Below are 15,862 nucleotides of genomic sequence, written 5' to 3'. Positions count from 1 at the left end.
TGGGAGCCCTTCGTCGTGGGCGGCCCGTGAGAGGGTGAGCGCGTGCGCGTGCTCGGAGTGGACCCAGGCCTGACCCGCTGCGGCATCGGCGTCGTCGACTCCCTGCCGGGGCGGCGCGCCCGCATGGTCGCGGTCGGGGTCCTGCAGAGCCCGCCCGACATGTCGGTGGACCTGCGCCTGCTCACCATCTCCCAGCGCCTGGACGCCTGGATGGACGAGCACGTCCCCGACGTCGTGGCCGTCGAGCGCGTCTTCGCCCAGCACAACGTCAGCACCGTCATGGGCACCGCACAGGTCGCAGGCCTCGCGATGGTCGCCGCGGCCCGCCGCGGGGTCCCCGTCGCGATGCACACCCCCAGCGAGGTCAAGGCCGCCGTGACCGGCACCGGGCGCGCCGACAAGATCCAGGTCCAACGCATGGTCGCCCGCATCCTCGAGCTCGCCGAGCTGCCCAAGCCCGCCGACGCCGCCGACGCCCTGGCCCTCGCGATCTGCCACCTGTGGCGCCCCGCGGGGGCCCTGCAGGGCGGGGACCGCCACCAGCTCACGCCCGCCCAGCGCGCCTGGGCCGCGGCCGAGCAGGCCTCGCGCGGACCCCGCCGCTGACCGCGTCCCCACCGGGGCGCACCGGCCCCGGTGAGCACGGGCGGTGCCGGGGGAGCGAGCCCGACGGCGAGGCTCACCCCGGCCGGCCGCGTCCCGTTGCTAGAGTGGCCGGGGTTTCGTACAGGTGTTCGGGGTCGGCCGCAGGCGGTCGGCACCCGCGAGGAAGCATGGAGGCACAGTGATCGCATCGCTGTCGGGCACGGTCGCGGACGTCCGCCTGGACCGCGCCGTCATCGACGTGGGCGGCGCCGGGGGAGCCGTGGGCTACCTCGTGCACGCGACCCCCGCGACGCTGTCCGCGCTGCGCGTGGGCGAGCCCGCCCGCCTCGCCACGAGCATGGTCGTCCGGGAGGACTCGTTCACGCTCTTCGGCTTCGCCGACGACGACGAGCGCACCGTGTTCGAGGCCGTGCAGACCGTCAGCGGCGTCGGGCCCCGCCTGGCCCTGGCCATGCTCGCGGTCCACACCCCCGACGCCCTGCGCCGCGCGGTCGCGGGCGAGGACATCGCCGCGCTCATGCGCGTGCCCGGGATCGGCCGCAAGGGCGCGCAGCGCATCGCGCTCGAGCTCGGCGACAGGCTCGGCGCCCCCACCGGCACCGACCCGGACACCGCGCCCGGTGCGCCCGGCAGCGTGGTCGACGACCAGCGCGACCAGGTCGTGCAGGCCCTCGTCGGCCTCGGGTGGAACCCCAAGGCCGCCGAGGACGCCCTCGCCACCGTCCTGACCCAGGCCGGCGCCGACGCCGTCGCCCCCGACGAGATCGCCGGCGCCCTGCGCGCCTCGCTGCGCGTCCTGGGCGGCCCCCGTGGCTGACTTCGACCGCGTCGGCTACGAGGACGGCCACGAGCCGTTCACGTCCGAACGCATCGTGACCTCGACCGCGGACGACCTCGAGCGCGCCGCCGAGGCCGCGCTGCGCCCGCGCCGCCTCGAGGAGTTCGTCGGCCAGCTCGTCGTGCGCGACCAGCTCTCGCTCGTCCTGCAGGCCGCCCTCGCCCGCGGCGCGACCCCCGACCACGTCCTGCTGTCCGGGCCGCCCGGGCTCGGCAAGACGACCCTCGCGATGATCATCGCCGCCGAGCTCGGCACGTCGCTGCGCGTCACGTCCGGACCCGCGATCCAGCACGCGGGCGACCTCGCCGCCGTCCTGTCCTCGCTCGAGGAGGGCGAGGTCCTGTTCATCGACGAGATCCACCGCCTCGCGCGCCCCGCCGAGGAGCTGCTGTACGTCGCGATGGAGGACTTCCGGGTCGACGTCGTCGTCGGCAAGGGCGCCGGGGCCAGCGCCATCCCGCTGTCCCTGCCGCCCTTCACCGTCGTGGGCGCGACCACGCGCGCCGGGCTCCTGCCCGCGCCCCTGCGCGACCGGTTCGGGTTCACCGGACACCTCGACTTCTACTCCGCGGAAGAGCTCGAGCGCGTCATCATCCGCTCGGCCGGACTGCTCGGCGTCGAGATCAAGCACGCCGCCGCGCACGAGATCTCGGGCCGGTCGCGCGGCACGCCCCGCATCGCCAACCGTCTGCTGCGCCGCGTGCGCGACTGGGCGCAGGTCCGCGGCGACGGCACCATGGACCTGCGCGCTGCCCGCGCGGCCCTGGAGGTCTACGAGGTCGACGAGCTGGGCCTCGACCGCCTCGACCGGGCCGTGCTCGGCGCCCTGTGCACGCGCTTCGGGGGAGGGCCCGTGGGCCTGAGCACCCTCGCCGTGACCGTCGGCGAGGAGTCGGAGACGGTCGAGACCGTCGCCGAGCCCTTCCTCGTGCGCGAGGGCCTGATCGGGCGCACGCCCCGCGGCCGCGTCGCGACCCCCGCCGCGTGGGCCCACCTCGGCCTGACCCCGCCCGACCCCCTCGCACCGCGCGGACCGGGCGGCGTCGTCGGGCCCCGCAGCGGTTCAGGACGCTCGGGGGGAACCCTGTTCGACACGGGGGCCTAGACTGGGGGAATCTGAGCGGCGGAACTCCACGGCCGGACGGTTCGTTGGTGATCCGTACGCGTGCGCCTAGACTGCCGCGCAGATTCCCGCACAGAACAGGAACCGGTTTCCCCGCCATGGACTTCAGCCTCATCATCATCCTCGCCCTCGCCGCAGGCGCGATGTTCCTCATGACCAGCCGGTCGCGCAAGGCCCAGAAGGAAGCAGCCGCCTTCCGCACCAACCTGGCCCCCGGCCAGGAGGTCATGACCGGCTCAGGACTGTTCGGCACCATCGTCGACGTCGACGAGGAGAAGGACATCATCACGATCGAGTCCACCCCCGGCACCCAGACGCGTTGGCTCCGCGCCGCGATCGCCAAGCTCGTCGAGCCGCCGGTCGAGGAAGAGGTCACCGAGGTCGAGGGCACCGACGTCACCGACGAGCAGGACCCGGCCTACGGCGACGCAGGCCAGACCTCCTCGCCCCAGGACGACACGCTCGACGTCCCGGACGACCTGTCCGGGCTCACCGACAAGCCGGGGGACAAGCGGGACGACGGCACCGACAGCAAGTGACACCACGTCGCACCCCGAACCCGGGGTGCGACGTCGACCCGCGCCATCTCGCGATGTCGCGCGCACGAGAAGAGACGGATAGTTGGCCACCTCCAACACACGACGCGCCAGGCCCGTACGCACCCTGGTGACCCTCGCTGTACTGATCCTCGCGCTGTTCGCGTCGATCTTCGCCGGCACCAAGTGGTCGGACGCGAGCACCACGCCCGGACTCGCCCTCGACCTGGAGGGCGGCACGCAGATCATCCTCACGCCGGTCGCCACCGAGGGCAAGGTCACCGACGAGACGATCACGCAGGCGATCAACGTGATCCGCCAGCGCGTCGACTCCTCGGGCGTCACCGAGGCCGAGATCACGAGCCAGGGCAACAACATCGTCGTCGGGCTGCCGGGCACCCCGAGCGACGAGACCCTCGACCTCGTGCGCAAGTCCGCGCAGATGCGGTTCCGCCCGGTCCTGACCGTCGGCGCGCCCACCCCCGTGGAGAGCGCGGAGACGGAGACGCCGGCCGACCCCGAGACGCCCGTCACCCCGGCGAACCCGAGCGACCTCGCCCAGATCACCCCCGCGATCCAGGCCGAGTTCGACGCACTGGACTGCACGGACCCCGCGAACCTCACCGGCGGGCTCGGCGACGACCCCGACGCGCCCCTGGTCACGTGCGCCGACGACGGCACCGCGAAGTACATCCTGGGCCCGGTCGAGATCGAGGGCACCGAGATCTCCAACGCGAGCTCGGGCATGGGCACCACGGCCCAGGGCGTGAGCACCGGCCAGTGGGTCGTCAACCTCGAGTTCAACAAGGCCGGCACCGAGGCCTTCGAGGTCGTCACCGACCGTCTCTTCTCGCTGCCCGCCCCGCAGAACGCGTTCGCGCTCGTGCTCGACGGACTCGTCATCTCGGCGCCGTCCGCGAACGCCGTCATCACCGACGGCAAGGCCGAGATCTCCGGCAGCTTCACGCGTGAGAGCGCAGCGCTGCTCGCGAACCAGCTCAACTTCGGCTCGCTCCCGCTGACCTTCGAGGTCCAGAGCGAGCAGCAGATCTCCGCGACCCTCGGCAGCGAGCAGCTCGAGAAGGGCCTCATCGCGGGTGCGATCGGCCTCCTGCTCGTCGTCATCTACTCGCTCTTCCAGTACCGGGCCCTCGGCCTGGTCACGGTCGCCTCGCTCGGCATCGCCGCCGTGCTCACCTTCGGGGTGATCCTGCTCCTGTCCTGGACGATCGGGTACCGCCTGTCGCTGCCCGGCGTCGCGGGAATCATCGTCGCGATCGGCATCACCGCGGACTCGTTCATCGTGTACTTCGAACGCATCCGTGACGAGCTACGCGACGGTCGGACCCTGAACTCGGCCGTCGAGAAGGGCTGGGACCGCGCACGGCGCACCATCCTGGCCTCCGACGCGGTCAACTTCCTCGCCGCGGTCGTGCTGTACTTCCTGGCCGTGGGCGGCGTGCGCGGCTTCGCGTTCACGCTCGGACTGACCACGCTGATCGACCTGATCGTCGTGTTCATGTTCACGCACCCCGTCATGCAGCTCCTGGCCCGCACCAAGTTCTTCGCGAACGGGCACCCGGCCTCGGGCCTCGACCCGCGCCGGCTCGGCGCGACCACCCGCTACGCCGGCCGTGGGCGCGTCGCCCGCCCCGGTACCCAGGCCGCGTCCGGCACCTCGGACGCCGCGGTCACCGACACACCCGTCGACGAGCCCTTCGGCAGCCCCACGCGCGAGAAGGTCGGTGCGGGCGCGAGCCTGTCCGGCGCGACCGCGGGTGACAGCGGCCGGATGACGATCGCCGAGCGCCGGGCCGCCGCCAGGCGCGCGGCCCAGGACTCCGGCTCCACCACCGATTCCTCGACCGAGGGCGACAAGAACGAGGAGAACCGCTGATGGCGCAGGGATTCGCCCAGTGGGGCAACGACCTGTACACGGGGCGCAAGTCCTACCAGATCGTCGGCCACCGCCGCCGCTTCTACATCGTCGCGATCGTCATGGTCGTCCTGTCGTTCGGGGTCCTGCTCACCAAGGGCTTCAACCTCGGCATCGACTTCCGCGGCGGCTCCGAGTTCGTCGTCTCGAACGTGAGCGACACCAGCCAGCAGCCCGCGATCGACGCCGTGGCCGAGGTCGCCCCCGACGAGGTCCCGCGCGTCACGAGCGTCGGTGGCAGCGCCGTCCGCGTCCAGACCGACCGCCTGACCGCCGACGAGGTCACCGAGGTCCGCGACGCGCTCGCCGGTGCCTACTCGGTGACCGAGAACGACGTCACGACCGCGTTCATCGGCCCCAGCTGGGGCAAGGACGTCTCGCAGAAGGCCATCACTGGCCTGATCGTCTTCCTGGTCCTCGTGGGCCTGGTCATGACGATCTACTTCCGGAACTGGCGCATGGCCGCCGCCGCGCTCATCGCGCTGTTCCACGACCTGATCATCACGGTCGGGATCTACGCGGCGATCGGCTGGGAGGTCACCCCGGCGACCGTGATCGGCTTCCTGACCATCCTCGGGTACTCGATCTACGACACGGTCGTGGTCTTCGACAAGGTCCGCGAGAACACGCGCGGCGTCCTCGACCAGACCCGCAGCACCTACGCCGAGCGGGCGAACCTCGCGGTCAACCAGACGCTCGTCCGGTCGATCAACACCTCGGTCGTGGCCCTGCTGCCCGTCAGCGCGATCCTGTTCATCGGCGCGTTCCTGCTGGGGGCCGGCACGCTGCGCGACATCTCGCTCGCCCTGTTCGTCGGCATGGCCGTCGGCGCCTACTCCTCGATCTTCCTGGCCACGCCCCTGGAGGTCTCGCTGCGTGAGCGCGAGCCCGCCATCAAGGAGCACACCCAGAAGGTCCTGGACAAGCGCGCGGCCCTCGTCGCGGACGCGGCCCGGTCCACCGACGACGTGTCCCGCGATGCGGCTCTGGCAGCGGCCGGGGTCCAGGGCTCGGGCCAGCTCCTGCCGGGGGCCCACCAGGGCAACAAGGCCCAGCCGCGACGCAAGCGGGGGCACTGAGCACTCATGAGCACCAGCAGCATCCTTCCCGTCGGACTCTCGGGCCTGGGGGACGAGCGCGCGGCCGAGGTCCTCGGCCTCATCCGCGACGTCCCGGACTACCCCCAGCCCGGTGTCACGTTCCGTGACATCACCGGCCTGCTCGCCGACGGCAAGGCGCTCGGCGACGTGGTCGACTCCCTCGCGGCCTTCGCCGCGGGGGGCGTCGACCTCGTCGCCGGTCTGGAGGCCCGCGGCTTCCTGATCGGCGCCCCGCTCGCGACCCGTCTGGGCGTCGGCTTCCTGCCGCTGCGCAAGGCGGGCAAGCTGCCGCCGCCCACCGAGGCCGTGACCTACGACCTCGAGTACGGCACGGCCACGATCGAGCTGCGCACCGGCACGCTCGCGCCCGGCGCGCGCGTCCTGGTCGTCGACGACGTCCTGGCCACGGGCGGCACGGCCTCGGCCGGTGCCGAGCTCGTGGAGCGGTGCGGCGGCGTCGTCGTCGGTCTCGCGTTCCTGCTCGAGCTCGACGGCCTGGGCGGGCGCGAACGGCTCGCGGGCCGGCAGGTCGACACGCTCCTGCGCGTGGAGTCGTAGGATTGCCACTCCGACGAACGTCGAGATTCTCCGGCGATCAGGGTGAGGAGGCACGCATGAGCGAAGAGACACGGACCGGTCGGTCCGCGAGCGAGAGCGGGCAGTCCTCGGCAGCGCGCGTACGGTCCCGGTTGGTGCGGTTCGGCGTCCGGGGGAGCCAGGGAGGCATCCCCGCGCTCGAACCCGTGCTCCAGGCAGTCCGGACCAACCACCCCAAGTCCGACCTGTCGGTCATCGAGCGCGCCTACGTCACCGCAGAGAAGGCCCACCGCGGCCAGGCCCGCAAGAGCGGCGACCCGTACATCACGCACCCCGTCGCGGTCGCCACGATCCTCGCGGACCTCGGGTTCGACGGCGCCACGCTCGCCGCGGCCCTGCTCCACGACACGGTCGAGGACACCGAGTACTCGCTCGAACGCCTCACCGAGGAGTACGGCGAGGAGATCGCCATGCTCGTCGACGGCGTCACCAAGCTCGACAAGGTCAAGTACGGCGACGCGGCGCAGGCCGAGACCGTGCGCAAGATGGTCGTGGCCATGGCCCGCGACATCCGTGTGCTCGTCATCAAGCTCGCCGACCGCCTGCACAACGCCCGGACCTGGAAGTTCGTCCCGTCGTCGTCGGCCGAGCGCAAGGCCCGCGAGACCCTCGAGATCTACGCGCCCCTGGCCCACCGCCTGGGCATGAACACCATCAAGTGGGAGCTCGAGGACCTGTCGTTCGCGACGCTCTACCCCAAGGTGTACGAGGAGATCGTCCACCTCGTGGCCGAGCGCGCACCGGCCCGCGAGGAGTACCTCGCGGTCGTCCGGGAGCAGGTGACCGCGGACCTGCGGACGGCCAAGATCAAGGCGACCGTGACCGGGCGCCCCAAGCACTACTACTCGATCTACCAGAAGATGATCGTGCGCGGGCACGACTTCGCGGAGATCTACGACCTGGTCGGCGCACGCGTCCTCGTGGACACCGTGCGCGACTGCTACGCGGCGCTCGGCGCCCTGCACGCGCGATGGAACCCCGTCCCCGGGCGGTTCAAGGACTACATCGCGATGCCCAAGTTCAACATGTACCAGTCGCTGCACACCACGGTGATCGGTCCCGGCGGCAAGCCCGTCGAGATCCAGATCCGTACGCACGACATGCACCGACGGGCCGAGTACGGGGTCGCGGCGCACTGGAAGTACAAGGAGGTCGCCAAGTCGAGCGGCGCTCCGGACACGGCGTCGACCGACATGCAGTGGTTGCGCCAGCTCGTCGACTGGCAGCGCGAGACCGCGGACCCCTCGGAGTTCCTCGACTCGCTGCGCTTCGAGATCGGGGGCGCCGAGGTCTACGTCTTCACGCCCAAGGGCGACGTGATCGCGCTGCCCGCGGGCTCGACGCCCGTCGACTTCGCGTACGCGGTCCACACCGAGGTCGGTCACCGCACCATGGGGGCGCGCGTCAACGGACGCCTCGTCCCGCTCGACTCCAAGCTGGACAACGGCGACGTCGTCGACGTCCTGACCTCCAAGTCGGAGACCGCTGGCCCCAGCCGTGACTGGCTCGCGTTCGTCAGCAGCCCGCGCGCCCGCAACAAGATCCGGCAGTGGTTCTCCAAGGAGCGCCGCGAGGAGGCCGTCGAGCACGGCAAGACCGCGATCGCCAAGGCCATGCGCAAGCAGAACCTGCCGATCCAGCGCCTGCTGAGCCACGAGTCGCTCGTGGGCCTCGCGAACGAGATGCGCTACCCCGACGTCTCGGCGCTGTACGCCGCGATCGGCGAGGGGCAGGTCTCGGCCGCGAGCGTCGTGCAGAAGCTCGTGCACGCCATGGGCGGGGAGGACGGCGCGTCCGAGGACCTCGCGGAGGTCGCCCGTCCGGGGCACACCGCGCGTCGCCCCCGCACGGGCGACCCGGGCGTGGTCGTCAAGGGCGTGGACGACATCTGGGTCAAGCTCGCCAAGTGCTGCACCCCGGTCCCGGGCGACGAGATCATCGGCTTCATCACGCGTGGACAGGGCGTGAGCGTCCACCGCGCGGACTGCGCCAACGTCGTGGGCCTGCGCAACCAGCCCGAGCGCATCGTCGAGGTCGACTGGACCACGGGCAGCAACGCCCTGTTCCTGGTGCAGATCCAGGTCGAGGCCCTCGACCGCTCGCGCCTGCTCTCGGACGTGACGCGGGTCCTGTCGGACCACCACGTCAACATCCTGTCCGCGACGGTCTCGACGTCGAACGACCGGGTCGCGATGTCCCGGTTCGTGTTCGAGATGGCCGAGCCCGGCCACCTGGCGACGGTGCTGTCCGCGGTCCGCAAGATCGACGGCGTGTTCGACGTCTACCGGATCACGGGCTCCAAGGCCGCCGAGCCGCCGCCGCTCCCGGCCTGACCGCCGGCCGGGCCCCCGCACCACGGCCCGACGGCGCCGCGCACCTGGGTGCGCGCGTCGCCCGGGTCCGGCGGGCGCGCGGCGACCTGGACGGCGAGGGGGGCGGCGCCGTACGGCCGCGGGCGACAGGCCCCGCTCGACGGGTGACCGGAGGCCCCCGGTGGCAGCATCAGGGGATGGACCTGCCCGTGCGCCCGCCCACGCTGCCCATGCTCGCGAAGTCGGTCTCGGGCGTCCCGGACCCCGCAGGGGTCGAGGGCGGCCTGGTGTTCGAGCCCAAGTGGGACGGGTTCCGTGCGATCGTCTACCGCGACGGCGACGAGGTGCGCCTCGACAGCCGCAGCGCCAAACCCATGGAGCGGTACTTCCCCGACGTCGTCCAGGCAGTCCTGGACTCGTTGCCCGAGCGGTGCGTGGTCGACGGGGAGATCGTGCTCGCCCAGGGCGGCCGGCTCGACTTCGAGGCGCTTCAGCAGCGCATCCACCCCGCGGCCTCGCGCGTCGCCCGCCTGGCCGAGGAGACCCCGGCGAGCCTCGTCGTGTTCGACCTGCTGGCCCTGGGCGACGACGACGTCACGGCCGAGCCGCTCGCCCGCCGCCAGGAGCTGCTCGCGGGCCTGCGGCTCGACGGCCCGCACGTGCACCTGACGCCCCGCACCACGGACCGAGCGGTCGCCCAGGAGTGGTTCGAGTCGTTCGAGGGCGCAGGGCTCGACGGGGTCGTCGCGAAACCGCTCGCCGCGCCCTACCAGCCCAACAAGCGCGTCATGCTCAAGGTCAAGCACGAGCGCACGGCCGACGTCGTGCTCGCGGGATACCGCCTGCACAAGACGTCGACCCCCGCGGAGCCGCTGCTGGGCTCGCTCCTCCTGGGGCTGTACGACGGTGCGGGCGACCTGCAGTTCGTGGGCGTCGCGGCGTCGTTCCCCATGGCCCGTCGCGCCGAGCTCGTCGACGAGCTCGCGCCGCTCGTGCTCGACCCCGACAGCCCCGACGCCGCCGAGCACCCGTGGGCCGGGTGGGAGAGCCCGGGCTCGGGGCGCATGCCGGGCGCGCAGTCGCGCTGGAGCGGCGCCAAGGACATGTCGTTCGTCCCGCTGCGGATCGAGCGGGTGCTCGAGGTGGCGTACGACCACATGGAGGGCAGCCGGTTCCGCCACACCGTCCAGCTCCGGCGCTGGCGCAGCGACCGCGAGCCCGCGTCGTGCACGTACGAGCAGCTCGAGGAGCCCGTGAGCTACCGCCTGGACGACCTGCTGCCCGGGGCACCGGGCGTGGCGTGAGCCGCACACCGGGCACCTTCCCCGGAGGGCCTGGAGCGTCGGCACCGCCCACAGGGCCGCACGAGGCGTGCCAGGGGCCCTTCTCCGCACCACGCCCCGGGGGGTGGGGTCAGTCGTCCTTCGCGTGCTCGTCGTGCCGTGAGGCGTCCTTGCTGGGCTGGACGCGCTTGGGCTCGCCCGGCATCTTGGGGTGCTCGGGAGGATAGGGCAGGTCGCCCAGCCCGTGGTCGCGCTCGTCACGCGCCGCGAGATCGAGCGCCAGCTCGAGAGAGCACCGCGGCTCGGGGGCCGCGGCGTCCAGACGGGCGTGCAGGTCACCGACCTCTGCGAACCGTGCCGGCACGGTCAGCACGTCGAAGTCGTCCGGCGCGACGTCCGGCACCTCCTCCCAGTGCAGCGGCGCCGAGACCGTGGCGCGGGCGTTGGACCGGATCGAGTACGCCGAGGCGATCGTGCGGTCGCGCGCCATCTGGTTGTAGTCGACGAAGATCTTGACCCCGCGCTCCTCCTTCCACCACTTCGTCGTGACCTGGTCCGGCAGGCGCCGCTCGAGCTCACGACCGATCGCGATCGTCGCCCGGCGCGCCTGCACGAAGCTCCACCGCGGCTCGACCGGGACGAACACGTGCAGGCCACGGCCGCCCGACGTCTTGGGGAAGCCCTCCAGGCCCAGCTCGCCCAGCAGCTCGCGCAGCTCCGGGGCCACCCGCGCGGCGTCGGAGTAGTCGGTCCCGGGCTGCGGGTCGAGGTCGATGCGCAGCTGGTCGGGCGACTCGACGTCCGCGCCCGTCACGGGCCACGGGTGGAACGTCAGCGTCCCCAGGTTCGCGGCCCACAGCACCACGGCCAGCTCGGTCGGGCGCACCTCGTCGGCCGTGCGACCGCTCGGGAACGCGATCCGGGCCGTCTCGACGTAGTCCGGAGCGCCCTGCGGGATGCGCTTCTGGTAGAACGCGTCGCCGCTGTTGTCCGTGCGGGTGCTCAGCCTGGCCCCCTCGAACACTCCCTTGGGCCAGCGTTCGAGCGTCGTCGGACGCTCGCGCAGCGCCGCGAGGATGCCCGGACCGACCGACTGGAAGTACCTCACGACGTCGAGCTTGGTCAGCCCCCGGCCGGGGAAGACGACACGGTCCGGGCTCGTGACGCGCACGGTGCGCCCGTCGACGTCGAGCTCGACGGCCGGGGTCGTGGAACGAGGCATCCCCTCACGGTAGACGCGGGGGCCTCCCGTCGCCCGCCGACCCGTCCTCGGCCGACGGCCCCCGGGCGGCGAGCAGGTCCGCGAGCAGCACCCGCGCCCGCGGCCGCCCCGTCCGGCGGTGCCGCAGGTCGAGGACCTGCAGCGCGACGCGCACGTCCAGGCCGCCGCGCTCGAGGAGCGCCCGCAGGACCGGCACGGCCAGCACCGGATCCGTCAGGCAGGCGACGTCGACCGCGGTCCGCTCGACCGTCGTCACCAGCACCGTGCCGATCCGCACGGTCTCCGGACGCAGGAGCGCGCTCTGGCGCGACACGCGCCCCGGACGGGGCGGGGGACGGTGGACGCCCAGGGGGTAGACGACCTCGAGACCTGCGCCCTCCGGTGTCCCGCAGTGCACCCAGGCCGCGCTCGTGCCGCCGACCACGGTCCGCGGGGGCACCTGGGGAGCCAAGGACTGCGCACGCACCGCGGGGGTGAGCGCCGTCGTCGGGCGGACCGCCGCGTCCTCCCGGACCCGGACGAGCGCGCCGCACCGCACCAGGTCTCCCCACGCGACGCGACCTCCGACGTGCTCCGGCCCGACCACCAGAGGTGCGTCGTCCACGCGGACGTCCATGGCGAGGTCCGCGGGCGTCGCCGCCCCCGGGCCGGCGGCGGCGCGGGAGAGGGGAGGGAGCAGTGTGGTCACGGTCACCAGCCTGGCGTGTCCGGCGGGCACGCACGAGGGGCCCGCGTGAACCTGTGGACAGCGGTGCCGTCCACAGGCCCTCGCGGGCCCCTCGTAGGGTGCGGGATCAGCCGCGCGAGTCCTCGGCGGCCTTGACGACCTGCTCGAGCCACGCACGACGCGCCGTGATCGCCGACTCGACCTCGGCGACCTTGCGCTTGTCCCCCTTGGCCTGTGCGGCCGCCAGGTCCTCCTCGAGGCCCGCGATCGCGGCCTCGAGCTGCGCGGCAGCCCCCTCGGCACGCGCCCGGGTCTCGGGGTTCGAGCGCGACCACTGCGACTGCTCGGCGTCACGGACCGCGGTCTCGACCGCGCGCAGGCGAGCCTCGACGCGCTGGACGTCGGCACGCGGGACCTTGCCCGCGTCCTCCCACTTCTCCTGGATGTCGCGCAGCGCCGACTTGGCCTGGGCCAGGTCCGTCACCGGCACGAGCTTCTCCGCCTGCTCGAGCAGAGCCTCCTTGACCACGAGGTTCTGCGCGTACTCGGCGTCCGTCGCCGCGTTGAGCTCGTCGCGAGCCTGGAAGAACGCGTCCTGCGCAGCGCGGAAACGCGCCCACAGTGCGTCGTCGTCCCGGCGGTTGGCCCGCCCGGCGGCCTTCCACTCGGTCATGAGGTCACGGAAGGCACCCGCCGTGGCACCCCAGTCCGTGCTGTTCTGCAGGGCCTCGGCACGCTGGACGAGCTTCTCCTTGACCTCCTTGGCCGAGGAGTTGCGCTGCTCGAGCTCGGCGAAGTAGTGCCGACGCTCGCGGTCGAAGGCCGTCCGGGCGTGGCTGAAGCGCTTCCAGAGCGCCTCCTCGCTCGTCCGGTCGATCCTCGGGCCGTTGCGCTGCGCGTCCTTCCACTGGTCGAGCAGCTTGCGCAGCTCCTCGCCCGCCGGGCGCCACTGGATGCGCGCGGGATCCGTCGAGGCGATCTTCTCGGCCGCCTCGATGATCTCGGTGCGGGCGGCGAGCGCTGCCTCCTTGGCGGCGTTGCGCTCGGCCTCGAGCTCGGCACGACGCGCCGCGGCGACCGAGCGCAGCGACTCGACGTGCGCACGCAGGCCGTCCAGGTCACCCACCGCGGACGGCTCGGCGGTCTCCTCGGTGAGCTTGGCGAGGGTCGAGTCGATCTCCTTGACCGACAGGTCCGTGCCGGTCAGGCGCGCCTCGAAGAGCGCGACCTTCGCGTGCAGGTCGAGGTAGCGACGCACGTACAGCGCGAGCGCCTCCTCGGGGCTGACCCCGGGGAACTGCCCGACGCTGCGCTCGCCCGCGGCCTCGGTCACGTAGACCGTGCCGTCCTCGTCGACACGGCCGAAGCCCGCGGCGGCCTTGGCGGCCGCGCTGTCGTCGGGGACGACGGCCGCAGCGGCGGCCGGGGCGATGGTCGCGGCGGCGGGCGCCGCCGGTGCCGGGGTCCCCGGCTTGGGCGGGCGCGGCACGGGGATCGCGCTCGGCTTGGGAGCCGCCGAGGGCTTGGGCGCGGCGGACGGCTTGGGCGCGGGCGCGGCGACCTCGGCGGGAGCCTCGGCCTGAGCGGGCTCTGCCTCTGCCTCAGCCTCAGCCGCGGGTGCGGGCGCGTCGGGCGCCGAGGAGGCCTCGGCCTCCGGGGCGACCGGCTCTGCGGGCTTCTCGGAAGGAGTCTCGTCCGCGACGGTCTCCGCGTCGGCGTCGTTCGCGGCGGGGGCCTCGGACTCGACCGTCTCCGCTGCGTCGGGCGCGGCCTCGGTCGGTTCAGCGACCGCCGGCACCTCGACCTGCTCCGTAGCGGTGGCCTCCTCGGATGCCTGCGCCGGAGAGTTCGCGTGGTTCTCGGTGCTCTCGCTCACTGGGTCTCAACTCCTTCGATGGTGACCGGGGTGGCGGGGGAGCCGTCGACGGCCCCGTTCGCGGTCCCCGCGTCAGCGACTGCTCGGACGACGTCCAAGCCGGATGTGATCTTGCCGAAGACGGTGTACCCACCGGTGTCCGTCGGCAAGGTGCTGTCCTCGTAGACGAGGAAGAACTGGCTGCCCTGGGAGTCCGTCGACAGCGCACGGGCCATGGCGATGGTGCCCGCGGGGAAGAACCCGTCCTCGGGCGTGTTCTCGACGGGACCGAACGTGTAGCCGGGCCCGCCCGTGCCCGTGCCCGTGGGGTCGCCGCACTGCAGGACGAAGATGTTCGCGGTCGTCAGCCGGTGGCAGTCGGTGTCGTCGAAGAACCCGCCGCGCGCGAGCGAGACGAAGCTCGCGACCGTCTGCGGTGCCGCCTGGCCGTCGAGCGTGAAGGCGATGTCCCCGGCGCTGGTGCGCAGCTCGCCCGTCCACTCGCGGTCCTGCGCGTCGGAGGCCGGGGGGAGCGTGAACGTCTTGGCCGGAGCGTTGGCCACGAAGGCGATCGCGGTGCCGCCCGCGACGAGGGCGAGCCCCGCGACCGCACCGACGACGGTCCACGTCCGACGCCTGCGGGCGTGCGCCTGCGCCTGGCGCTGGGTCCACCTCAGCTCGCGCCGACGGGCGCGCTCACGTTCGCGCTTGCTCGTTGACACCCCAACTCCTTCGTCTCACGCCACGGGCAGGTCCGCGTGCCGGCGCGAAGGCGCGTGCTCGCACGGGTGGTCCACGGTTTCAGAGGACAGTCTAGGCACCGGGAGCGTTCCGGCGCGGTGACTTTCCGCCCGCGAGGTCACGGTCCGGTATCAGGTGCCCCGCCGGGCGGGGTCGGTACTGTCCCTCCATGGACGTCTTCCTGGTGGTCGCCCCCGTGTTCGGAACCAACTGCACTGTCGTCGCGCCGCCCGCCCCGGACGGGCCCGACGGCGCCGCGCGCCCGTGCGTGATCGTCGACGCAGGGGCCGGGGTCGTCCCCGGCGTGGTCGAGGTCGTGCGTGAGCACGGCCTGTCGCCGCGGGCGGTCCTGGCGACGCACGGGCACGCCGACCACACGTGGGACGCGGCCGAGCTGTGCGACCTCTACGGCGTGCCGCTGTGGATCCACGCGCGCGACGCGTACCGCCTCGCGGACCCCCTCGGCACGGTCGAGGACGCGCCGCCCTCGACCGGCGAGCGCGCCGCCACGCTCGCGAGCGCGCTCCGGCAGCAGGGCGCACGGATCGAGGACTACCGCGAGCCGGTCGACGTGCGGACCTTCGGGACGCCCTGGGCACCGGGGCCCGGTGACCAGCAGGGCGGCGGCAGGGTCGACGGCCGGGTCCCCGCGGACTCGCGGACCCGGCTCGACCTGGGCGGTGTCCTGGTCGACGCCCTGCACGCCCCGGGCCACACCCAGGGGTCGACGCTCTACCTGCCGGTCGTCGGGGACGCTGCCGCGGACCCCGCCGGGCACGACGAGGGAGGCTCCGGCGGACGGCACGACGCGGCCGGTCTCGTGCTCGCCGGCGACGTCCTGTTCGCCGGCTCCGTGGGCCGGACCGACCTGCCCGGAGGAGACGGCGAGACGATGCGGCGGACCCTGCGCGACGTCGTCGGGCCGCTCGACGACTCCCTCCAGGTGGTGCCCGGGCACGGGCCCCTGACCTCGGTCGGCCGCGAGCGCCGGACCAACCCGTACCTGCGGGGCCTGTGAACCGATTGCTCGTCCGGTCCGGGAGTCT

At 73.0% G+C, this 15,862-nt stretch carries 14 protein-coding genes; 10 read left to right on the top strand and 4 right to left on the bottom strand.

Features of this window, described 5'->3' with window-relative positions; translation table 11 throughout:
- Positions 1–42: 42 nt before the first annotated feature.
- From ruvC to NHG27_RS13435, 9 genes are all read left to right on the top strand, one after another.
- On the top strand, positions 43–606 hold the full coding sequence (gene ruvC / locus NHG27_RS13475) for a crossover junction endodeoxyribonuclease RuvC (protein ID WP_193720180.1): 564 nt from the start codon (positions 43–45) through the stop codon (positions 604–606).
- 178 nt (positions 607–784) lie between these two features.
- Entirely contained in the window at positions 785–1,423 is a 639-nt protein-coding gene (gene ruvA, locus NHG27_RS13470; RefSeq protein WP_193720181.1) for a Holliday junction branch migration protein RuvA, read from the top strand.
- 52 nt (positions 1,424–1,475) lie between these two features.
- The gene (gene ruvB, locus NHG27_RS13465) at positions 1,476–2,549 is read left to right on the top strand and encodes a Holliday junction branch migration DNA helicase RuvB (RefSeq protein ID WP_407671904.1); all 1,074 of its coding nucleotides are present in this window, start codon (positions 1,476–1,478) and stop codon (positions 2,547–2,549) included.
- A gap of 116 nt (positions 2,550–2,665) precedes the next feature.
- Entirely contained in the window at positions 2,666–3,106 is a 441-nt protein-coding gene (yajC, locus tag NHG27_RS13460) for a preprotein translocase subunit YajC (RefSeq protein WP_193720183.1), read from the top strand.
- 127 nt (positions 3,107–3,233) lie between these two features.
- On the top strand, positions 3,234–5,000 hold the full coding sequence (gene secD, locus NHG27_RS13455; protein WP_497016621.1) for a protein translocase subunit SecD: 1,767 nt from the start codon (positions 3,234–3,236) through the stop codon (positions 4,998–5,000).
- Complete coding sequence (secF, locus tag NHG27_RS13450; protein ID WP_497016620.1) at positions 5,000–6,118, top strand: protein translocase subunit SecF; 1,119 nt, start codon at positions 5,000–5,002, stop codon at positions 6,116–6,118. The genes secD and secF overlap by 1 nt, the downstream gene beginning before the upstream one ends.
- A 6-nt stretch (positions 6,119–6,124) precedes the next feature.
- Positions 6,125–6,697 carry an adenine phosphoribosyltransferase gene (locus NHG27_RS13445; protein WP_497016619.1) on the top strand — a complete coding sequence of 191 codons (573 nt, stop codon included), beginning with the start codon at positions 6,125–6,127 and terminating at the stop codon, positions 6,695–6,697.
- A 56-nt stretch (positions 6,698–6,753) separates the two neighbouring features.
- Positions 6,754–9,069, top strand: a complete 2,316-nt coding sequence (locus NHG27_RS13440) for a RelA/SpoT family protein (RefSeq protein WP_193720187.1) — start codon at positions 6,754–6,756, stop codon at positions 9,067–9,069.
- Positions 9,070–9,245: 176 nt separating this feature from the next.
- Positions 9,246–10,352 carry an ATP-dependent DNA ligase gene (locus tag NHG27_RS13435; protein ID WP_497016618.1) on the top strand — a complete coding sequence of 369 codons (1,107 nt, stop codon included), beginning with the start codon at positions 9,246–9,248 and terminating at the stop codon, positions 10,350–10,352.
- A 109-nt stretch (positions 10,353–10,461) separates the two neighbouring features.
- On the opposite strand, the gene ligD is transcribed toward NHG27_RS13435, so the two are convergent.
- From ligD to NHG27_RS13415, 4 genes are all read right to left on the bottom strand, one after another.
- The gene (ligD, locus tag NHG27_RS13430) at positions 10,462–11,553 is read right to left on the bottom strand and encodes a non-homologous end-joining DNA ligase (protein ID WP_497016617.1); all 1,092 of its coding nucleotides are present in this window, start codon (positions 11,551–11,553) and stop codon (positions 10,462–10,464) included.
- A 4-nt stretch (positions 11,554–11,557) separates the two neighbouring features.
- Positions 11,558–12,241: a hypothetical protein gene (locus tag NHG27_RS13425; protein ID WP_497016616.1), complete on the bottom strand. Its 684-nt coding sequence runs from the start codon at positions 12,239–12,241 to the stop codon at positions 11,558–11,560.
- A 106-nt stretch (positions 12,242–12,347) separates the two neighbouring features.
- Entirely contained in the window at positions 12,348–14,096 is a 1,749-nt protein-coding gene (locus NHG27_RS13420) for a DUF349 domain-containing protein (RefSeq protein ID WP_497016615.1), read from the bottom strand.
- Entirely contained in the window at positions 14,093–14,797 is a 705-nt protein-coding gene (locus NHG27_RS13415; RefSeq protein ID WP_497016614.1) for a peptidylprolyl isomerase, read from the bottom strand. The genes NHG27_RS13420 and NHG27_RS13415 overlap by 4 nt, the downstream gene beginning before the upstream one ends.
- 188 nt (positions 14,798–14,985) lie before the next feature.
- Here NHG27_RS13415 and NHG27_RS13410 point away from each other — a divergent pair, with 188 nt between their 5' ends.
- Positions 14,986–15,834 (top strand): MBL fold metallo-hydrolase, encoded by an 849-nt coding sequence (locus NHG27_RS13410; protein ID WP_497016613.1) that lies wholly within the window; start codon positions 14,986–14,988, stop codon positions 15,832–15,834.
- The last annotated feature ends 28 nt before the right edge of the window (positions 15,835–15,862 follow it).

The organism is Oerskovia sp. 140933 (genome assembly GCF_059651515.1).
This window is presented reverse-complemented; position numbering and strand designations above follow the sequence as displayed.

Bases quoted from the DNA above. Each gene is read 5' to 3' on its own strand.
- yajC (WP_193720183.1), top strand. From the start codon at position 2,666: ATGGACTTCAGCCTCATCATCATCCTCGCCCTCGCCGCAGGCGCGATG.
- NHG27_RS13410 (WP_497016613.1), top strand. From the start codon at position 14,986: ATGGACGTCTTCCTGGTGGTCGCCCCCGTGTTCGGAACCAACTGCACT.
- NHG27_RS13440 (WP_193720187.1), top strand. From the start codon at position 6,754: ATGAGCGAAGAGACACGGACCGGTCGGTCCGCGAGCGAGAGCGGGCAG.
- NHG27_RS13445 (WP_497016619.1), top strand. From the start codon at position 6,125: ATGAGCACCAGCAGCATCCTTCCCGTCGGACTCTCGGGCCTGGGGGAC.
- ligD (WP_497016617.1), bottom strand. From the start codon at position 11,553: ATGCCTCGTTCCACGACCCCGGCCGTCGAGCTCGACGTCGACGGGCGC.
- NHG27_RS13435 (WP_497016618.1), top strand. From the start codon at position 9,246: ATGGACCTGCCCGTGCGCCCGCCCACGCTGCCCATGCTCGCGAAGTCG.
- secF (WP_497016620.1), top strand. From the start codon at position 5,000: ATGGCGCAGGGATTCGCCCAGTGGGGCAACGACCTGTACACGGGGCGC.